The organism is Gilliamella sp. Bif1-4, from assembly GCF_001690535.1.
Lineage (GTDB): Bacteria > Pseudomonadota > Gammaproteobacteria > Enterobacterales > Orbaceae > Gilliamella > Gilliamella bombi.
The window spans coordinates 123,930-143,494 of the sequence record NZ_LZHC01000061.1; the positions used below are offsets into that span (position 1 = coordinate 123,930).

Sequence of the window (19,565 nt, forward strand, 5' to 3'; positions counted from 1 at the left end):
AATAACTTACTTAATACCATGAAAAAATTATACTATTTTGCCTTAATTAATCTATTTATTTCATCAATACTATCAATTCGTTTTTTTCTTGTCCCTGAGGCATCATTTAATTGGCCAAGTATGGCATTTTCAATATTTGCTGTATTGGGGCATTTTTTCTTGGCTTATTTGTTACTTTTGGTTGTTTGTATACCTCTTTTATGGCTTAAACAAACTATTCGCAATATTATTTTAGCTGCAATATTTAGCTTTATTCAAATTGGATTATATATCGATACTATTGTATTTCAACAGTATCGATTTCACGTAAATCAATCTGTCTTATCCATGGTTTTGTCTGGTCAGGTTGTCGATTTTTCGATAATTACCTATTTTTTAATGTTTACGCTTATTGTTGTTGTTTTTTGCACTGAGTATTTTATTCTTTACTTGCTCAATAACAAATTAACTTCATTGCATAAAAATTCAAGAATTGTTTTATTATCAACAATATTTCTATTTAGCTCATTCTTAATTAGTCATGTTGTGCACATGATCGCATTTTATTATGCTTATTCGCCTATTATGGTAGTCAAAGAATATATTCCACTTTATCGACCATTTACGTCGAAAAAAATCATGAATTTTTTTGATGAAAAAGGGCAACGAAAAGTCGTGTATAACAAAGATAGTAGTAATGCTAGTGTTGATTACCCAAAAAATCCTTTGGTGATTAATCCAGAAAATAAAAAAACTAAAAATATTATGTTTATTGTTTTAGATTCTTGGCGATATGATACGTTTAGTGAAAAAATTTCGCCTAATACATTTCGTTTTGTTAAGCAGAATAATGGGGTCATTTTTGATAACCATTATTCAACTGGTAATGCAACACGTACAGGTATTTTTGGTTTGTTTTATGGTATTCCAGGTACTTATTGGGATTCATTTTTACGAAATAGTATTCCTTCACTCTTTATTACAACATTACAGAAAGAAAGCTATAATATTGGGATTTTTACGTCAGCTAAAGTTACTGCTCCAGAATTTGATCGAACAGCCTTTGTTACCATCAAAAATTTAAGAATTAGTAGTAAAGATGGTTCTGCATCTAGTCGAGATAAACAAATCACTGATGATTGGCTTGCATGGTATAAACTACGAGATACATCTAGACCGACATTTTCTTTTTTATTCTATGATGCCCCTCATGCTTATGACTTTCCTGACGATTTCTCGGTGAAATTCAAACCTATTGATGATCTTGATTATATGACATTGAGTAATGACACTGATCCTTTGCCTATTTTTAATCGTTACAAGCAAAGTGTTTATTATGATGATTATTTACTACAAAATGTTTATGATGAACTTGTAAAATCAGGTTCGTTAGATAATACAATATTGATTATTACTGGCGATCATGCTCAAGAGATGAATGATAATAAGTTAGGATTTTGGGGGCATAATGGTAATTACACGGATGCACAAACAAAGGTGCCTTTTATTATTATTGGTGGTAAAGAATTAGAGATCCTAAAAAATAATAGTACAAAAATAACAAGCCATGAAGATGTCGTTCCAACCCTAATGAAACATTATTTATATGTGAAAAATGATATAAGTGATTATTCGACAGGTTATGATTTATTTAATCCTATAACTGAACGTAACTGGCTTTTGATGTCTAATTATAGTTCTTATGCGGTGAGAACATCTGATAATATTTATCTTGTTAATCGATTAGGTATTAGTCATTATATGGATTTACATAATCGTGAAGTTGATGAAGTGCCAAATTATCAATATATTCAAGAAGCAATGAATCATATGCGTTATTTTTTTCAATCAGGAAAAGATAGTTTAATAAATAAAAACAATTAATTCTTATATATTAAGTTTATAATATGGTTAAATCATATAAAGCAATTTCAGGTAAAATATCTTATGATGTTTTTAGAGGATTATTTCAATCATGAAGTGTGAATAGCTCAATTCTTTTTTACAAATAATTGATAAAAAATTTGGATATATAATCGATTTTATTGGTTTTTGTTTGTGTTAATAAAGATCCTATATATCAATAAAACAGAGATCACATTAATGCTGTTTTTGGCGTACTTTTGTTTAGCATATGATATATTAAAATTCTTTATGATTTGCTTTTAGAATAACGGCATAAAGTAGATTAACACTTATAATAACCAAGTAAAAAAATACCAAACTATTACTAGCATAAAACACGATGAAACCAAGAGAGATTTATGAATCCACAAAATACCAATAATTGCTTTGATACGACTCAAACCAATGTAAAACGCTCTTTTATAATTTCAATTATGCATAAATTAGTTCCTTTTTCGATGATTTGGGTAAGTTTAGTTTTAATGTATGGCGTAATATGTATGTACACTAACACTGTTGGACAAGATGAGTTTTACCGTTTTATTTTCTTTTTACGTAGCCCTTTTGTTGTGGTGCTTAATTGTATTGCATTATTTATTAGTGTTTACCATTCAATGGTTTGGTTTAATTTAATACCCAAAGCTTTACCTTGCACAATATTTAATAAAAAATCTAACGCATTATTACTGATTGCGGGACTGTGGATGGTGATGCTAACTGTTTCGATTTTTTTATTTTTATTTGTATTGAAGTGAGTGGTATTGAATTAATGAAAAATCAACAAATTCAAGTTAAAAATACTGATGGAAAAGTCATAAAAGGATTATTTGCTTTAGGTGGTACATGGGCTGCTATTTTTTTACCTGTTGTGCTTGTCATTTTGGCATTTATTATTCCTTTTGGCGATGTAATAACACGTTCTTATATTCTTAAAATAGCCAATAAAGAAATTGGTAAAGTTTTTTTATTTTTGATGATTTCATTACCTATCTGGTGTGGATTACAACAAATTTTATCCATTTTACACGAGCGTAAAATCTATCCTAAACGTGAAAAATTACTGACGTTTGGATTAGCATTAGCATGGACATTACATGCTATTTATATATTGTTTATTCGAATGTAAGAGATATTTTTTTGAATTGTAAGAACAATGGCAAGAATACACAAAACGTTATCAATTAAATCACGTTTTGTGTATTTTAAAGACTAATAATAAGTAAGTTCGCGGGTAATAGTTGTCTGTTTACCACCTTTATTATTTTTAATTTTGATTGCTGTTAGCCAATCGTTTTTTTCATTAAAGTTTGAAAAATTAGTTACATAATGAGCCGCTTCTTTGCCTGATGACAAATAAGTAGCTTCAATGGTTGTTAATCGATGATGACCATTATCATATTGATACGAAAAATCACTCTCATTTTTCATATTATTACTAAATTGATACAACACTTTGGCTAGTTGTTGTTCTTGATATCCAAATGTATAAATTGAAGCCCCTTTTTGTTCTTTACCTGTATAGTTACCATTCTCATCAGTTTCTTTAAGCAGCCATTGTACATTTTTATTGATAAGACAATTATTACTGTCGTATACATAATTATCTGTTTCAAAAAAGACAAAATCGGTCGCTTTTTTAGTTTGCTGTGATACGACAATTTTGCCTTGTTCATCGGTATTAAATTGGATAATGCTGTTAGTTTTATCTTCTACATCTTCAATGATATTTTCCCAACCAGATTTATTTTTTTGTAGGTGTTCCGAGTAAATACGGGTATTTTTATCTGAATAAAGATCATAATGGCTTTGTGTGATAAGTCCGTTAGAAGCATATTCTAGTTCGTGCTTAGCTGTAGAGCTGTTAGCATCCGCTCCCAATTTGGTAGTTGAAGTCCGAATCTCTTGTTTAATATTTCTTACTGGCGAGTCAATATAATCGAGGATTTGAAAGATATAGTTATTTGCCTCAACTATATTCTGAATAGGATTATCACTACAGATTATCGCCATGGCATTTATTGGAATTATTGATAAGCAAGGGGTTAATAAAAAAGGTAGTATTCGTTTTTGCATAATAAACCTGCTAAATAGATTGGTATATTGACTTATTAACAATGGTTTTATTATAAACCATTGTTAAATTATTGCGTTGCATATTTATTTTCTACGCATTAACAAGGCATCTTCCCAACTGACCTCTCTATCTTTTTTCTTATCTCGCTGTAGATCTTGTTGAGATTCATCCTTATGAGTAAATTGCTCTGTTTTGTCAATTTTATTTTTATGTATCATAGTGTTACTTTTCTTTCGAGGTGGCTTATCTAAAAATGAAAGTAATGCTTTTGTGTATTCATTTTCAGGAGAATAGAAGATCTTTTCACGTGAGCCTTGTTCAATAATATTACCATCTTTCATAACAACCACTTGGTGACACATTGTATAAACCAATGTTAAATCATGGCTAATAAACAAATAACTAAGCTGATGCTTTTCTTGCAATGATTTAAGTAAATTAATAATTTGTTTTTGAATAGTATGATCTAACGATGAAGTAGGTTCGTCTAAAATCAATAATTCAGGCTGTAAAATTAAGGCTCGAGCAATAGCTATTCGTTGACGTTGCCCTCCAGAAAACTCAGTCGGGTAGCGATAACGCATATCTGGATCAAGCCCAACTTCTTGCATAATATCAATTACCGCCTGCTCACACTGAACTTTGCTTAGTTTTTTATGAGTCATTAAACCTTCACTAATAATTTGCTCAACATTGAGGCGAGGATTAAGCGAAGAGAACGGATCTTGAAATACTACTTGGATACGGCTTCGAAATGGTAATAATCTTTTACCAGTTAAATTTTGTATCGGATGGCTGTCAAATACAATATTGCCCTGTGATTTAATCAATCGTAGAATAGCTAGTGCTGTAGTACTTTTTCCCGATCCTGATTCACCAACAATTCCAACCGTTTCACCTTGATGTACAGCAAAACCAATATTGTTGATAATTTTCTTCTTTTGGCTGCTAAATAAACGTTTTTTGGTAATGACTTCAACATTAAGGTGATTAACATTAAGTAATATTCCAGGTGCATCGGGCAATGGCACAGGTTCACCTTTTGGCTCTGAATTCAATAGTGTTTGAGTATATTCATGCTGTGGATGTAAAAAGATACGCTGTTTATTATTGTATTCGATAATTTGCCCCTGTTGCATAACAGCCACTTTATCAGCAAGCTTTTTAACAATACCAAGGTTATGCGAAATAAAAAGCATACTCATATTGAGTTCTTTCTTTAACTCTTTTAGTAACTGAATAATTTGCGCCTGTACAGATACATCTAGTGCTGTTGTCGGTTCGTCAGCAATAAGTAACTTTGGATGCGTTAATATTGCCATAGCAATCATTACTCGCTGCCTTTCGCCACCAGATAGTTGATGAGGATAAGCTAATAATTTACTTTTGGGTTCCTTAATGCCTACACGATCAAGGTATTGTAAAATTTCGCCACGAGCTTGATTACGCTTCATTCCTCGATGTAACGCTAGCACTTCATAAAGTTGTTTTTCAACTGTATGTAGAGGATTTAATGACACCATCGGTTCTTGGAATATCATGCTAATTTCATTGCCGCGAACTTTACGAAGTTCTTTATCTGGCACATGTAATAATGATTTTCCTTCAAACAAAATATCACCAGTAGGGTATACCACTTGTTCTTTACGTAGTAGTCGTAAAATTGATAATGCGGTAATGCTTTTCCCTGAGCCTGACTCTCCCACTAAAGCAAGTGTTTCTTGTTCATTAATATCAAAACTAACATTACTTACTACTTGCGATAGTAAATGCGTACCACGTTTAAATGCAACACTTAAATCCTGAACGGATAATAAAGGAGAACTCATTAATACACTCCTTTGTTTGGATCAAATGCATCTCTTACTGCTTCACCAATAAAAATAAGCAGTGACAGTAAAGTTGCAATAACTAAAAATGAACTGATGCCAAGCCAAGGAGCTTGTAGATTGTTTTTACCTTGTAGTAATAATCGTCCTAGTGATGGCGAATCAATCGGTAAACCAAAACCTAAAAAATCTAGCGCTGTTAGTGTTGTTATCGAGCCACAAAGTATAAAAGGTAGAAAGGTTAATGTTGCCACCATGGCATTAGGCAAGATATGACGAAACATAATTTTAGTGTCACTAACTCCCATTGCTTTAGCTGCACGAATATAATCAAAATTGCGAGTACGCAAAAATTCAGTACGCACTACACCTACTAAAGCCATCCAACCAAATAATACGGTAATACCTAATAACCACCAAAAATTAAGCGGTAAAATACTGGCTAATAGAATAATAACAAATAGCTCAGGTAACCCACTCCATATTTCTATGAAACGTTGACCAATTAGATCAATTTTACCTCCATAATAGCCTTGTATAGCCCCAAAAATGACACCAATAATTGAAGTAAAAATCGTCAAGAAAATCGCAAAAAACATAGATATGCGAAAACCGTATAAAATATTGGCAAATACATCGAAACCTGCATCGGTGGTGCCTAACCAATGTGATGCCGAAGGCGGCGTTGGAAACGTGTTGGATGTATCATAAATTAATGTATTGTAGCTATAACGAAATGGCGCCCATAAAATCCAGCCATTAGTTTCTATTTTATTTTGTACAGCAGGATCAAGAAAGTTAGTTTGTGTGGCTAATTGTCCACCAAATTCCGTTTCTGGATAAAAATGAAAAATCGGCGAATAGTAATTATCCTTATATTTAATAAAAATTGGTCTATCGTTAACAATAAAATCAGCAAATAAGCTAATCACAAAACAGATCATAAATAACCAAAGTGAGTAATAACCACGACGATTCTGTTTAAATCGTTGCCAACGCTGTTGATTAATAGAGTAATGGGTGGTCATTAGTTGCGAGCCTCAAAGTCAATACGTGGGTCAATCATCATATAAGATAAATCAGATAATAATTTAGTAATAAGGCTGATTAATGTAAAGATATACAATGAACCAAAAATCACTGGGTAATCACGTTGTATAATTGCCTCATATCCCAATAACCCAAGTCCATTAAGCGAAAAGATAATTTCAATCAATAATGAACCAGTAAATAAAATACCAACAAAAGCTGCAGGAAAGCCCGATACAATCAGTAATGTTGCATTGCGAAAAACATGTTTATATAAAATTTTTCTTTCACTTAATCCTTTAGCACGTGCGGTTATTACATATTGTTTGCGGATTTCATCTAAAAATGAATTTTTAGTTAGCATGGTGAGTGATGCAAAACCGCCAATGACCATTGCAATAGTGGGTAAACAAATATGCCATGCGTAGTCTTTTATTTTGCCCCAAAAATCGAGTTGCTCAAAATGGTTCGATATTAGCCCACGTAGAGGAAAAATATCCCAATAACTACCGCCAGCAAATAATACAATAAATAAAACTGCTAATAAAAAAGCAGGTATCGCATAGCCAATAATAATTAATGTACTTGACCAAAAATCAAATGCAGAACCATCTTTCACTGCTTTGCGAATGCCTAACGGGATTGAAATGAGATAAACAATCAAAGTACTCCATAATCCCAATGAAATTGAAACAGGTAAACTTTTGGCAATTAAACCTAGTACCGATTCACTTTTAAAAAAACTATTACCAAAATCAAATAATATATATTTCTTTAGTGTTTCGATATAACGTTCAAATATCGGTTTATCAAAGCCGTACTGCTTTTCTATCATTGCGACAACTTGGGGATCAAGTCCGCGTGAACCGCGATAATTTGATTCATTTTTATATTGCTGCACTGGCGTAGATGAGCCACCACTCCCAGGCAATAGCCCTTGCCCTGCTTGCGGTCCGTTTTCAATCATAGCAAGAGCCTGATCAACGGGTCCACCAGGCGCAACTTGTACAATAAAAAAGTTGATAGTTAAAATCACAAATAATGTTGGAATAATCAGCAACAGTCGACGAATAAGGTAATTGATCATATTAATGTTCCCGATTTTTAGGCAGGCTAGCTGCTTTGTTTGCATCGTACCACCAACTATCAACCCCGATTGCATAAGTAGGTTGTATAGTTGGTTGCCCAAATTTATTCCAGTATGCATAATATGTTTTACTGTTATACCACATTGGAATCATTGGATATTCTTGCGTTAAAATCCGATCAAGCGCTCGTCCTAGCGGGACTAACTCTTCTTGATTATCCACATTTTTGGTGATTTCAGCAATAATGGCATCAATAGCCTTATTATGCAAACCCGAAGCATTCCATGATGAGTTAAGATACTCGCTGCCCCAAAGCACTAGCAAATTAGAGCTTGGGTAATTTACGGCATAATAATCACGTGCAACCATATCATAATCACGTTCACGAACACGTCGTAATTGTTGTGCTGAATCTAGCAAGGTAATATTCATGGTGATCCCCAAACGTGCTAAATTTTGTTGAAAGGGAATGGCATATTTAATATCACTACCGAGGTAACTGATCAGTTCAAATTCAAATGGTTGCTGTGTTTTAGTGTTAATCAGCTTACCGTCTTTAACTTCCCAATCCGCTTGTTTTAATAATTCTGCTGCCTTTAATAAATTATCACGATTAAAGCCCTGACCATCACTTTTTGGCAAATAATAGGCGTTGCCGAAAGCACGCTTTGGAATAATATCTTTATAAGCATTAAGCCATTTTAATTCTTTCTCGCTAGGTGTGCCGATTGCGGCATAAATGGTGTTTTCGAAAAAGCTATAAGGTCTTTTGTAACTGTCATAATAAAAGGCATGATTTAGCCATTCAAAATCAAATGCCAAGGTAATGGCTTCACGAACTTTAATATCTTTAAATAGATCTTTTTGTAAATTAAACGCAAGCCATCTAGTGTCGGTAGCTGTTTGAACTGGTTTTTCTTGTTTAATAATATGGTTAGAATCAAAATATCTACCTTGATATTGAGTAAACCAGTTTTTAGGTTGATCTTCAGCACGCAAATCATATTCGCCAGCTTTAAAGGCTTCTAGCGAAACGTTATCATCCATATAATAATCAATACGTTTTTCGTCAAAATTATCTAAGCCTTTATTAATAGGTAAATTACGTGCCCAATAATTCGGATTACGTCGATAAACAACATATTGCCCTAATTTATATTCGCTAATGTAGTATGGACCACTACCAACTGGTGGTGTAGTTAGTGGTTCAGAAAGATCATGATCTTTCCAAAAATGTTTCGGCATAACTCGCATACTACCAACGAATGAAAGGAGTTTTTCCCGATCGGAATCGGGAATATCAACACGCACATGGTGATCATCTATTGCCTTAACTGTAATGCCTTTATTATAAACACGATATTGAGGCACGCCTTCGGTCATAAATTTGTGAAAGGTAAATTCAACATCATGGGCAGTTATTGGTTTCTCATCTTGAAAACGAGCGTTGGAATTAATAGTAACCTCAGCCCAACGATAACTATCAGAATAAGTTATTGATGTCGCAATAAGTGGATAAAAACTGGTAATATCATCAGCCGTATTGGTAAAAAGCGTGTCATATAACGCCCCTGAATTTCGCTCTGGTGCTCCACGGCTAGCGTAGCGATTCAAATTATCAAAAGAGCCAACTTCAGCCAGTTTAATCACTCCACCTTTAGGTGCATTAGGATTTACATAATCAACATGTTGGAAGTCAACATGATACTTTGGTTGACCTGAAAGTGAAAAGATGGTTTTGTGGTAAATTACCTCACGTTTTTCAGTAGGAATAACGATATCAATTTGTTTATCCTGAGATGATTGAACAGGAATATTAACATCGGTTTCTTCTTCAGTTTGAGGTGAAATTGTTTGCGGTAAAATTTGTTGTTCTTCATCGGCAAAAGCAGGTGCAGAACAAATGGCTATACCACTTAGGCAACTCAAGATGAATAATATTTTTATAGGTTGTTTAATTCGACTAATCATCCTAATTCCGTTCCTGCTTTTATTTAACAATAACATGTTTATATTACTTTTTATTTATTATTAACAAATTCAAATCATTTAAGACAATCATCATCGCCTAGCTAGGGTGTCTATTTTGCCAAACTTCAACTAAATGAGCAAAAACTAATTAATAAAGTTTATATAAAATGATAATGTTAGCGAAAAGCATACCGTTATTTTTAGATTAAACAAGCTATATTGAATCAATTATACATTTTATATTTTTCAATATGACTAACTATACCTACATAAATTGGAATATATAGACAGCTATCTTTTTGTTAAAAAGTTTCAGGTAACTATACGTTTCAGTATAAATATCTTGAAAATAGATAAGAAATCAAAAAATCGATTATCATTGTTTAATTGAAAAGTTGGATGTACTTACCACCCATAAAAGGAATATTACGTATTGTTAAACTCAAAATATGAGTTATTACCGTTTTTGCTTGATGTCTGTTTTTCCAACAAGTTGAACCTGATAATAACGTACTTTTGTTAAGGATTTCATCTAAACTAGCATTACACAATTTATCGAAAGAATCGAAGTTCATCTTTTCAAGTCTTTCAATAATTTTGGCACCCACGAATTTAAGCTCCATCAACTGTTGTCGTTCTGTTTCTGAAAAGGCAATATTATTACCATTACGTTATATTAAATATGCTTTTAAAATAATGTGCTTTTGTAGCTTTTTTATGTAGGCGCCTGTTAACATTTTATAGGAATAACGCTTTGTTATTAATAGTTTTTATCGAGATAATTTCATAACAACATCCTTATGTCTTTTCTTTTTATTACAAACTCAAGCTCTTTTAATTACCTTGAAGAATTGCTAATAAATCCTCCGAAGTTTTAACTGCGTGAATTCGTATTAGCGTATCTTCAGCAATCACTGCTCGAGTTAGTTGACGTAAAATATCTAAATGTTCATTGGTTTTTGCAGCAATACCAATGACAACATAAGCTATATTATTATCTTCATCCCAATTAATTCCTTCAGGATAATATATGATTTTGATTCCAGTTTGGATAACACTATCACGTTTTTCCGTTGTGCCGTGTGGAATGGCGATTCCGTTACCTAAAAAAGTCGAAATTTGTTTATCACGATCAAACATTGCTTGGGTATAGTCATCTTTGACTAACTTAGCTTGGATCATCTTTTCTGATACATCTTTAATTGCTTCTTTTTTAGAATAGGATCCAGTTACGATTGAAATATCATGTACTGTCAAATTTAATGTGCTCATTTCTATTCCTTGCTAAAATGAATATACCGAAATAAATCGGTATATTTCTTGATTGATTAAACTGATTTTTTGGCAACTAATTGTCGATTTTGATCAATACGTACTAAACCTAATAATATAGCGCCAACTAGTGCTCCTACGAAGATACAGCCAACCCATAAAAATGGTTTATTAACCAATGGCAGAACTAAAAATCCTCCATGTGGCGCTGGCACTTGAATTTGACATATGAATGTCAATACTGATGCAATTGCAGAAGATAACATCATAATTGGAATTACTCGCAAAGGATCCTTAGCCGCAAATGGGATTGCTCCTTCTGTAATATGTGTCGAACCTAAAACATAGTTAACAAGTCCAGCAGCACGTTCTTCTTCTGTGAAAGCTTTGCTGCGGAAAATAGTAGTAGAGAATGCAATAACAAAGGGTGGTACTATACAAGCAGCAGACACACCTGCCATGAAATAGAAATTTCCTTCACCTAACAACATAGTGCCAGTAACATACGCTGCTTTATTAACAGGACCACCAAAGTCAAACGAACACATTGCTCCAATAACAATACCGAGTAAAACAGGATTTGCAGATTGTAATGATTCAAGGAAAGATTTCATTCCATTATTAATACTTGCAATTGGACCACCAAGTAAAAACATACCTGCACCGATAACAAATACACCAATTAATGGCATAATAAAAATCGATTTAAGTCCTTCAAATGAACGAGGTAATCTATCTAACATTTTTTTGACATAAAGCATTAAATAGCCTGCTGCAAAGCCAGCTATAATTCCGCCTAAGAATCCTGCACCGGTAATGTTGGCAATTAAGCCACCAACAAAACCAGCCACCATGCCAGGTTTTCCGCTTATTGAATAGGCAATAAATCCAGTAAAGATTGGTACCATTATGCCAAATGCTTGCCCACCTATTTTCATTAACAATGCAGCAAATTCATTATATTGGGCATTATTAGGGTCGGCGGAATAGATTCCCCATAAAAATGATAAAGCAATTAGTACTCCACCTGCGACAACAAATGGTAGCATGTTTGACACACCACTCATTAGGTGTTTATAGATTTGGCGTCCAATCGATTCTTTTACTTCTACTTGGTTTGATGAAACTGTGTTATTAGTGCTATTTTGTGCGCCTTTACGAACAGGAACTGTACCTGACATAATTTTTTCGATTAGTGCTGCAGCCTTATGGATACCGTCTTTAACGGGTACTTCAATCACGGGTAAACCATTAAAGCGATCTGGATTGACATCTTTATCTGCTGCAATAATAACTCCAAGTGCATTGGCAATATCAGCATCAGTAATGGCGTTATCAATACCACCTGCACCATTTGTTTCCACTTTTATGTCGACTCCAGCCTTTTGGGCCGCTGATTTTAAGGCCTCTTCAGCCATATAAGTATGCGCGATACCGGTTGGGCAGCCTGTAACGGCTAATATTTTTTTCATAACAATCTCCTTTACTTGATTAGGGTAACTTCAAGTTGATCCATATAGATATTGATTTTATTCAGTAAACCTAATCCGTCTGATTCTGCAACGTTAGCACCTGTTGCTGATGCCTTTTTTATGGCTTTTTCAATATGTTGTTGTTCAGGTAGCCATTCACTAAGAAAGGCGGCTAGTGACGCATCACCGGCACAAGCCGAGCTAATTAATTTGATTTTTACAGCATTGCAAAACCAAATATTTGTCCCATTAGAAAAGTAAAGCCCTTTAGCGCCCATGGTTAATAAAATATTTCTCGCTCCTTGCGCATGAATATTTTCTAATGCAGCAATGACTTGTGATTTTGTTTTCGTTTCAAAGCCAAAAATCTCTTTTACTTCATCATCATTAGGTTTAATTAATAGTGGTTTATAGGAGAGTAAATCACTTAATTTTGGGTGACTAATATCAATAATAACTTGAATATTTTTTTTGTTGCATAAATTTAAAATAGCCTCGTAATATTCAGATTCAATATTATTTGGCAAGCTACCACTGACGACTAAATAACTATTGTTAACCAGTGATTCAATAATAGTTAGCATTTCTGTTTTTTTATCATTAGGTATAAACGGACCTTTACTGACTAATTTATATTCGTTTTCATTATCATTGATAAAAACATTAATACGCGTGATATCATCAATAAAACAGGATTTTGTCTTGACCTGTATTTTCGTTAGTTCATCAATAATATATTTACCAGAAAATCCACCAAAGAATCCTAATGCACAAGTGGGGCTATCAAATTTATGCAATACGATTGAAACATTGACTCCTTTTCCATTCGGGCTATATTCAGTATGAGAGGTTCGATTAACTGCATTAGGGTTAAGCCCTTGACAATGAATATTCATATCGATTGCAGTGTTAAGTGTTAATGTATAGATCATTATCTTGGCCTCTATAATTTGCCTGCACATCCACATGTTGTAATAATTTTTCTGACAATGTCTTTCATTGCTGCTTTTGCAGGTTTCATATAATGGCGGGGATCATTGGCATCGGGATGTTCAATAAAGTATTGTTTTAATGCATCTGAAAATGCAATTTTTAATTCTGTCGCAACATTTACTTTACAAATTCCACGCTTAATACACTCACGCACGTCTTTCTCTGGAACACCCGAAGCGCCATGTAATACGAGAGGAATATCAACCATTGAGCGAATTTCTGATAAACGATCAAAATCCAGTTTTGGCTCTGATTTATAAAGGCCATGTGCGGTACCAATGGCGATAGCGAGGGAGTCAATACCTGTTTTTTCAATAAAATCTATAGCTTGTTTTGGATTGGTATATAAAGCATCTTTATCATTAACGATTAAATCATCTTCCACGCCACCGAGGCGACCTAATTCAGCTTCAACACTAACATCGTAACGGTGAGCATATTCAACTACTTGTTTGACAATGGCGATATTTTCTTCATATGGAAAATGGGAGCCATCAATCATTACCGATCTTACTCCTGCATTAATTTTATTGACGATGTCGTTATATTCTTCGTGATGATCTAAATGGACAGCTAATGGAATGTTATGCTTTTTTGATAAAGCATTTGCTATAGCAAGTATATTTTCTGTTTCTGCATAACTGTATGTACCAGGTGTACCAGCCAAAATAACAGGCGATTGTAATTCTGTTGCTGTTTCAACAACGACCTGCATAGTTTCTAAGTTATGGATATTAAAGGCAGGCACAGCATAATGTTCTGTTTGAGCCTTTTTTAGCATGTTATTACTTGAAATAATAGTCATATAACTTCTCCTTAATAATCTAATTCACTGTGTATTATGTTAATAACTTTTGTTTTGAAAATTAATTTACTTAATTATGATTTTAAAACGAAAGTTATGCTAGTAATAATCGCGTGAGTTAGATCACAAAAATTAACATTACTTTTAAAACGAAATAAAAAAGATTGATAAATTTTCGTTTTGATAGTTAACATGTATATGTGAAATGCTGTGGGATAAAAAACACTAATTATTAATGGTATGATTTATAAGATAAAATTCTAATAATAGTTTGATGTTGACCTAATATATGATTAATTCTATTATCACTATCCTTAATTTTTATCTATGGCGTAGGAAATAAAATTGGCTAGAGCATCTTCAGGTTTATTAAAACGACGATTACAAATTGCAGAAATTGTTCGTAAGCAAGGTGAAGTTAAAGTTGATGAATTATCTGAATTGCTTCAGGTCTCAAATGTGACTATTCGTCAAGATTTAACTTATTTAGAGCAGCAAGGATATTTAAAGCGTTCCTTTGGTGGTGCAATTTATGTTACCCCTGAAGGTGTGTTTAATCAGCTAAGTGTTAATACACCAAGTTATATACAAAGTAATAGTTGTGATATTGAATTAGTCAAAACCTGTTTAAGTTATATTAATGATGGCGATACATTGTTTTTAAGCCATGGAAATTTGATAAGAAAGTTGATTCCGTTTTTACATTGCAAAAAATCATTAATACTTATTATGAATGACATTAGCAATGCACAATTAGCGAAAGAGTTTACCGATGCTGAGGTAGTGCTTGTTGGTGGAGCCATACTGGAAGGGAATCTTTTGTTAGATAACAAAATGATCAATTTTATTTTGAATCAATTTTCTATATCGCATTTTGTTACCGAATTAAGTTCAATCAATACTGATAATCAATTGATTATTGAAAGTTTAGAACAGGTTAGAATTTATCAACAAATAATGAAAAAAGCAGCACATACAATTGGCATATTACCGCAACGTATTATTCATAATAATGATAATAGTATTGGAACTTTAGTTGATATTGATAGGGTGATGTTATCAAGATCTGCTGTAACCGAGTATCATCAACAATTATTAGATGCTAATTTTGAGCAGCTTATTTCAAATAAATATTGTGTAACTTATCAAAACAAATTGGAGACATAATATGCATTTTAAAATCTGCACGATAGGCGAACTGCTAGTTGAGTTTTTAGCAAAAGAACAAAATCAGCGTTTCGATCAAGCTGGGGAGTTTATCGGCCCTTTTGTTAGTGGCGCCCCTGCAATATTTGCAGATCAAGTTGCAAAATTAGGTTTTCCTGTTGTTTTTTTTAGTTGTGTAGGAAAAGATATTTTTGGAAAAATGTGCATCCATCGCCTTAAAAGTGATGGTGTCATTATTGATGGTATTACTCCACATAATAAGGCCAATACAGGTAGTGCGTTTGTTACTTATAAAGGTTCTAATGAAAGAGATTTTATTTTTAACATTCCAAATAGTGCATGTGGTTTACTTTCGTTTAACCATATTAATGAAAACTTACTAAGAGATTGTACCCATTTGCATGTAATGGGATCATCGCTTTATTCATTTCGTGTGATTGACGCTATGAGAAAAGCATTGGATATCATCAAAAGTAAAGGCGGTACAATTTCATTTGATCCTAATCTACGCAAAGAAATGTTTGATATACCAGAAATGGAACAATCTTTCGATTATATTATGGAGTATACCGATATATTTTTACCCAGTGAAAGCGAAGTTAGCTATTTCATTAACAATAATGAAAATGAACAACAAACCATGTTTAAGTTGCTTAAAAAAGGCATTAAACATATTGTGGTAAAAGGGGGAGCTAAAGGAGCTAAATATTATGGACTTGATGAACAAGGCCATTTACAAACACTTCATGTTGATGGATACAAGGTCAACTCGATAGATCCAACTGGTGCGGGAGATTGTTTCGGGGCAACATTTGTCAGTTTAATGTTAGCAGGTTACTCTGTTGAACAAGCCTTGCAATATGCTAACGCTAGCGGTGCTTTAGCCGTATCTAAAAAAGGTCCTATGGAAGGAACTTCTACATTAGCTGAACTAAAACATTTCCTTTTTCATACTTCAATTGAGTAGTTATTAAAATTAATGTGATTATCGGAATTATAGGCAAAAAAAACCCAATAACAAAAGTTATTGGGAAAACATAAGGAATAGGAAAACAATGAAATAATGCATTGTCGAGACATAGTATGTACTTTTTTATAAAGAAAGTCTGTAAAGATATGTGAATGATTGATTAAATAGTTCGTATCTATCATGTTAAATAAACGTAAAGGATAAAGTTTTTTTAGGTAAATATAAATATTTCAAAATGTTATCTATAAAAATATCTCTAATAGCGAATTCAAGAATAACTTGCCATGATCAGTTATCAGCCAGTTTTGTTTATCCTCAATTAAATAGTTTTTTTCAATGGCAGTCGTTATTTGTTTTTCAATTGAGTGTAAAGGTAAATAAGTCCGTTGTTCAAATTCATGTTTAGGTGTTGGTTCAAAAAGCCTAAAACGATTCATAAAAAATTCAAAAGGTAATTCTTCTTTTGGAACTGCATAATACTTATCTAAATAACGCCCCTCTAAATACCCTTTTGGATGACGAGTTTTTATAGTGCGAATAATTTTGCCATCAGGTTGTGTTAATTTACCATGAGCACCACATCCAATGCCTAAATAGTCTCCAAATCGCCAATAATTTAAATTATGTTGGCATTGTAATCCTTCTTTAGCATAAGCAGAGGTTTCATATTGTTGGTAACCATTTTCAGTTAATAATTGATGACCTTGTTGATAAATTTCCCAAAGTTTATCATCATCAGGTAAAACTGGTGGTTTTGAACCAAATAGCGTATTTGGCTCAATCGTTAATTGATACCAAGATAAATGCGGTGGTGCAATAGCAATGGCTTGTTTTAGGTCATATAGAGCATCATCAATACTTTGATTTGGCAAACCATGCATTAAATCTAAATTAAAACTTCTTAAATTTAATGTTTTGGCTATTTTTCCGGCTGTGATTGCTTCTTTGGGATCGTGTACCCGTCCTAATTTAACAAGTTTATCGGTCTGAAAACTTTGCACGCCAATTGATATTCGGTTTATACCCGCTTGTTGATAGCCATTAAATCTTTCTATATCAACAGAATTTGGGTTAGCTTCAATGGTGATTTCGGCATCTTTATGTATTGGGATGATCTCATTTATATTTGATAATAATTTATCAATCAACTCGGCTGAAAATAGACTAGGTGTACCTCCACCAATAAAGATTGAATGAATTGAGCGATTTGAACAGAAAATAGTATCGTGTTGTAGGTCTTTAAGCAAATGCTCTACATAAGACTCATAATTTGGTGTTTTTTTTATGGTATGTGAATTAAAATCGCAATAGGGACATTTTTGTACGCACCATGGCATATGAATATATAAACTTAATGGGATTTTATACATAAACGTAGTGTTACCTGAAACTTTTTGACAAAAAACAATTAGAGTGCTGTTTCACTATTTATAGTGATTTATTTTACTCCAATTCTCTAAAAAATGCTTTTGCATCTATTATGTTTTTATTATTAACTTAAAAAGTATACAATTATCAATAAGTTGTTAAATTTATTATTTAGGAGTAAATATGAGTATATATAAAGAGATTTTAGATAGTAGCTTATCAGGTGTATCCTTAAGCCCATCAATTAAACAATCAATTTATGGTGAACTGCCAATTTTAGTTATTAATCATAGCACTTGTTGTGCTGCCCTTGCATTACAAGGTGCACACTTATTATTTTGGCAACCATCTACTGAACAAACACCAGTTGTTTGGCTGAGTAACAAAACAAATTTTAAAAAAGGCGTAGCTATTCGAGGTGGAGTGCCTGTTTGTTGGCCTTGGTTTGGTCAGTTAGGCAATCCTTCTCATGGTTTTGCACGCATTGTCGAATGGACATTAGATTCATGTAAAGAGGACGAGCAAGGTGTTACCCTTGTTTTATCGCTCACTAATAATCCGCAGACAGAATCTTATTGTAGCAAACCTTTCTCGGTATCATTAAATCTTCATCTAGGTAAAACTTGTGAAGTTTCTTTAAGCTGCTTAGCAGACTTTGATGTAACTAGTGCTCTACATACCTATTTTGGAGTTGATAATATTGATAGTGTTGTAGTCAAAGGTTTAGGTGAAGCTTATCAAGAACGACTTGCTGATGAAAACAAACCAGCGACTGTAGGCCAATTGACATTTAATCAAGAAGTCGATCGTATTTATACCAATGCAAGTAATCAAATCATTGTTACTGATGGTACTCGAACAATTAAATTAACCAATACTAATGTAAGTGATGTTGTTACTTGGAATCCATGGATAAATAAAGCTAAATCAATGGGAGATTTTGGTGATGATGAGTATAAATCTATGGTTTGTGTCGAAGCAGGTTGTATCACAAAACCATTAAAGTTATTACCGAATAAAAAATCAACTTATGGTTTTAAAATAGAATTGATCTAAGTGTGCAGATAATATTCCATATACGTAATCAATATTTTACTGATTTGTAATATGATTAATTGATTGCGTTTAGAAGGATAACACTTTATAATCTCCAACGCTTTTTAAAGCACTAGTTTTATAGCCAATTACTGGGTCGCCTGTAATTGGTTTCTATTTTAAATAATTAAGAGAAATTAATATGTTTACATTCAAAGCTGAAGTTAGAAAAGAGCATGGTAAGGGTGCGAGCCGCCGCCTGCGTCACGCTGGTAAATTCCCAGCCATTATTTATGGTGGAACTGAACCTGCAGTCTCCGTTGTGCTTGACCACAACCAAGTTTTTAATATGCAAGAAAAGCCAGAATTTTATTCTGAAGTGTTAACTATTGAAGTTGACGGAAAAGCAGTTAAAGTAAAAGTGCAAGCAGTACAACGTCATGCATTTAAACCAAAATTAGTTCATATGGATTTTGTACGAGCATAATTTGCTTATTGGGAAATTACCCAATAACTTGTTTCAAACAAAAGGTCACCCAGAGGTGGCCTTTTTGTTTTAGAGTAAATAAAGGATAATGCCTATTACTAGTATTTATCCTATTAATCTG

17 protein-coding genes and 1 pseudogene are annotated in these 19,565 nt (G+C 33.0%); 7 read left to right on the plus strand and 11 right to left on the minus strand.

The features are described 5' to 3' along the window. Nucleotides 1-18 precede the first annotated feature (18 nt). The 3 genes from A9G25_RS09185 to frdD all read left to right on the plus strand — a co-directional run bounded on the left by A9G25_RS09185 (nt 19) and on the right by frdD (nt 3,010). Nucleotides 19-1,863 (plus strand): sulfatase-like hydrolase/transferase, encoded by a 1,845-nt coding sequence (locus A9G25_RS09185; RefSeq protein WP_065626672.1) that lies wholly within the window; start codon nt 19-21, stop codon nt 1,861-1,863. 380 nt (nt 1,864-2,243) lie between these two features. Continuing rightward, nucleotides 2,244-2,639: a hypothetical protein gene (locus A9G25_RS09190; protein ID WP_065626673.1), complete on the plus strand. Its 396-nt coding sequence runs from the start codon at nt 2,244-2,246 to the stop codon at nt 2,637-2,639. 14 nt (nt 2,640-2,653) lie between these two features. Then, a complete protein-coding gene (gene frdD, locus A9G25_RS09195; protein ID WP_065626674.1) occupies nt 2,654-3,010 on the plus strand; it encodes a fumarate reductase subunit FrdD in 357 nt (118 codons plus the stop codon). Nucleotides 3,011-3,093: 83 nt separating this feature from the next. Here the strand turns inward: frdD and A9G25_RS09200 are convergent, their stop codons facing one another. The 10 genes and pseudogenes from A9G25_RS09200 to A9G25_RS09245 all read right to left on the minus strand — a co-directional run bounded on the left by A9G25_RS09200 (nt 3,094) and on the right by A9G25_RS09245 (nt 14,417). Then, nucleotides 3,094-3,957, minus strand: a complete 864-nt coding sequence (locus A9G25_RS09200; protein ID WP_065626675.1) for a hypothetical protein — start codon at nt 3,955-3,957, stop codon at nt 3,094-3,096. A 246-nt stretch (nt 3,958-4,203) separates the two neighbouring features. After that, nucleotides 4,204-5,787, minus strand: a pseudogene (gene yejF, locus A9G25_RS09205) (microcin C ABC transporter ATP-binding protein YejF); the annotation flags it as partial. Further along, complete coding sequence (locus tag A9G25_RS09210; RefSeq protein WP_065610461.1) at nt 5,787-6,815, minus strand: ABC transporter permease; 1,029 nt, start codon at nt 6,813-6,815, stop codon at nt 5,787-5,789. The pseudogene yejF and the gene A9G25_RS09210, both read right to left, overlap by 1 nt. Continuing rightward, nucleotides 6,815-7,903, minus strand: coding sequence for a microcin C ABC transporter permease YejB (locus A9G25_RS09215; protein WP_065626677.1), 1,089 nt, complete (start codon nt 7,901-7,903; stop codon nt 6,815-6,817). The genes A9G25_RS09210 and A9G25_RS09215 overlap by 1 nt, the downstream gene beginning before the upstream one ends. Before the next feature lies 1 nt (nt 7,904). Further along, a complete protein-coding gene (locus tag A9G25_RS09220) occupies nt 7,905-9,875 on the minus strand; it encodes an extracellular solute-binding protein (RefSeq protein ID WP_081297211.1) in 1,971 nt (656 codons plus the stop codon). 383 nt (nt 9,876-10,258) lie between these two features. Then, nucleotides 10,259-10,498, minus strand: coding sequence for a helix-hairpin-helix domain-containing protein (locus A9G25_RS09225; RefSeq protein ID WP_176701108.1), 240 nt, complete (start codon nt 10,496-10,498; stop codon nt 10,259-10,261). Between the two features lie 211 nt (nt 10,499-10,709). After that, nucleotides 10,710-11,147: a PTS sugar transporter subunit IIA gene (locus A9G25_RS09230; RefSeq protein WP_065610457.1), complete on the minus strand. Its 438-nt coding sequence runs from the start codon at nt 11,145-11,147 to the stop codon at nt 10,710-10,712. Between the two features lie 56 nt (nt 11,148-11,203). Continuing rightward, on the minus strand, nt 11,204-12,619 hold the full coding sequence (locus tag A9G25_RS09235) for a PTS fructose transporter subunit IIC (RefSeq protein WP_065626679.1): 1,416 nt from the start codon (nt 12,617-12,619) through the stop codon (nt 11,204-11,206). Between the two features lie 11 nt (nt 12,620-12,630). Further along, nucleotides 12,631-13,551, minus strand: a complete 921-nt coding sequence (pfkB, locus tag A9G25_RS09240; protein WP_065626680.1) for a 1-phosphofructokinase — start codon at nt 13,549-13,551, stop codon at nt 12,631-12,633. Between the two features lie 11 nt (nt 13,552-13,562). Further along, a complete protein-coding gene (locus A9G25_RS09245; RefSeq protein WP_065626681.1) occupies nt 13,563-14,417 on the minus strand; it encodes a tagatose bisphosphate family class II aldolase in 855 nt (284 codons plus the stop codon). Nucleotides 14,418-14,762: 345 nt separating this feature from the next. Here A9G25_RS09245 and A9G25_RS09250 point away from each other — a divergent pair, with 345 nt between their 5' ends. Further along, the gene (locus A9G25_RS09250) at nt 14,763-15,584 is read left to right on the plus strand and encodes a DeoR/GlpR family DNA-binding transcription regulator (protein WP_065626682.1); all 822 of its coding nucleotides are present in this window, start codon (nt 14,763-14,765) and stop codon (nt 15,582-15,584) included. 1 nt (nt 15,585) lies between these two features. After that, complete coding sequence (locus A9G25_RS09255) at nt 15,586-16,551, plus strand: sugar kinase (RefSeq protein ID WP_065626683.1); 966 nt, start codon at nt 15,586-15,588, stop codon at nt 16,549-16,551. 245 nt (nt 16,552-16,796) lie between these two features. On the opposite strand, the gene hemW is transcribed toward A9G25_RS09255, so the two are convergent. Then, a complete protein-coding gene (gene hemW, locus A9G25_RS09260) occupies nt 16,797-17,924 on the minus strand; it encodes a radical SAM family heme chaperone HemW (protein WP_065626684.1) in 1,128 nt (375 codons plus the stop codon). Nucleotides 17,925-18,105: 181 nt separating this feature from the next. Here hemW and A9G25_RS09265 point away from each other — a divergent pair, with 181 nt between their 5' ends. Further along, nucleotides 18,106-18,978 carry a D-hexose-6-phosphate mutarotase gene (locus A9G25_RS09265; RefSeq protein WP_065626685.1) on the plus strand — a complete coding sequence of 291 codons (873 nt, stop codon included), beginning with the start codon at nt 18,106-18,108 and terminating at the stop codon, nt 18,976-18,978. A gap of 181 nt (nt 18,979-19,159) precedes the next feature. Continuing rightward, nucleotides 19,160-19,444 carry a 50S ribosomal protein L25 gene (rplY, locus tag A9G25_RS09270; RefSeq protein ID WP_034910200.1) on the plus strand — a complete coding sequence of 95 codons (285 nt, stop codon included), beginning with the start codon at nt 19,160-19,162 and terminating at the stop codon, nt 19,442-19,444. Nucleotides 19,445-19,565: the final 121 nt, after the last annotated feature.

What these genes read in the sequence shown, in the direction of transcription:
- A9G25_RS09220 (WP_081297211.1), bottom strand. Translation starts at nt 9,875, where the DNA reads ATGATTAGTCGAATTAAACAACCTATAAAAATATTATTCATCTTGAGT.
- A9G25_RS09265 (WP_065626685.1), top strand. Translation starts at nt 18,106, where the DNA reads ATGAGTATATATAAAGAGATTTTAGATAGTAGCTTATCAGGTGTATCC.
- rplY (WP_034910200.1), top strand. Translation starts at nt 19,160, where the DNA reads ATGTTTACATTCAAAGCTGAAGTTAGAAAAGAGCATGGTAAGGGTGCG.
- A9G25_RS09190 (WP_065626673.1), top strand. Translation starts at nt 2,244, where the DNA reads ATGAATCCACAAAATACCAATAATTGCTTTGATACGACTCAAACCAAT.
- A9G25_RS09200 (WP_065626675.1), bottom strand. Translation starts at nt 3,957, where the DNA reads ATGCAAAAACGAATACTACCTTTTTTATTAACCCCTTGCTTATCAATA.
- hemW (WP_065626684.1), bottom strand. Translation starts at nt 17,924, where the DNA reads ATGTATAAAATCCCATTAAGTTTATATATTCATATGCCATGGTGCGTA.
- A9G25_RS09255 (WP_065626683.1), top strand. Translation starts at nt 15,586, where the DNA reads ATGCATTTTAAAATCTGCACGATAGGCGAACTGCTAGTTGAGTTTTTA.
- A9G25_RS09230 (WP_065610457.1), bottom strand. Translation starts at nt 11,147, where the DNA reads ATGAGCACATTAAATTTGACAGTACATGATATTTCAATCGTAACTGGA.
- A9G25_RS09245 (WP_065626681.1), bottom strand. Translation starts at nt 14,417, where the DNA reads ATGACTATTATTTCAAGTAATAACATGCTAAAAAAGGCTCAAACAGAA.
- A9G25_RS09210 (WP_065610461.1), bottom strand. Translation starts at nt 6,815, where the DNA reads ATGACCACCCATTACTCTATTAATCAACAGCGTTGGCAACGATTTAAA.
- A9G25_RS09185 (WP_065626672.1), top strand. Translation starts at nt 19, where the DNA reads ATGAAAAAATTATACTATTTTGCCTTAATTAATCTATTTATTTCATCA.
- pfkB (WP_065626680.1), bottom strand. Translation starts at nt 13,551, where the DNA reads ATGATCTATACATTAACACTTAACACTGCAATCGATATGAATATTCAT.
- frdD (WP_065626674.1), top strand. Translation starts at nt 2,654, where the DNA reads ATGAAAAATCAACAAATTCAAGTTAAAAATACTGATGGAAAAGTCATA.
- A9G25_RS09235 (WP_065626679.1), bottom strand. Translation starts at nt 12,619, where the DNA reads ATGAAAAAAATATTAGCCGTTACAGGCTGCCCAACCGGTATCGCGCAT.
- A9G25_RS09225 (WP_176701108.1), bottom strand. Translation starts at nt 10,498, where the DNA reads ATGGAGCTTAAATTCGTGGGTGCCAAAATTATTGAAAGACTTGAAAAG.
- A9G25_RS09215 (WP_065626677.1), bottom strand. Translation starts at nt 7,903, where the DNA reads ATGATCAATTACCTTATTCGTCGACTGTTGCTGATTATTCCAACATTA.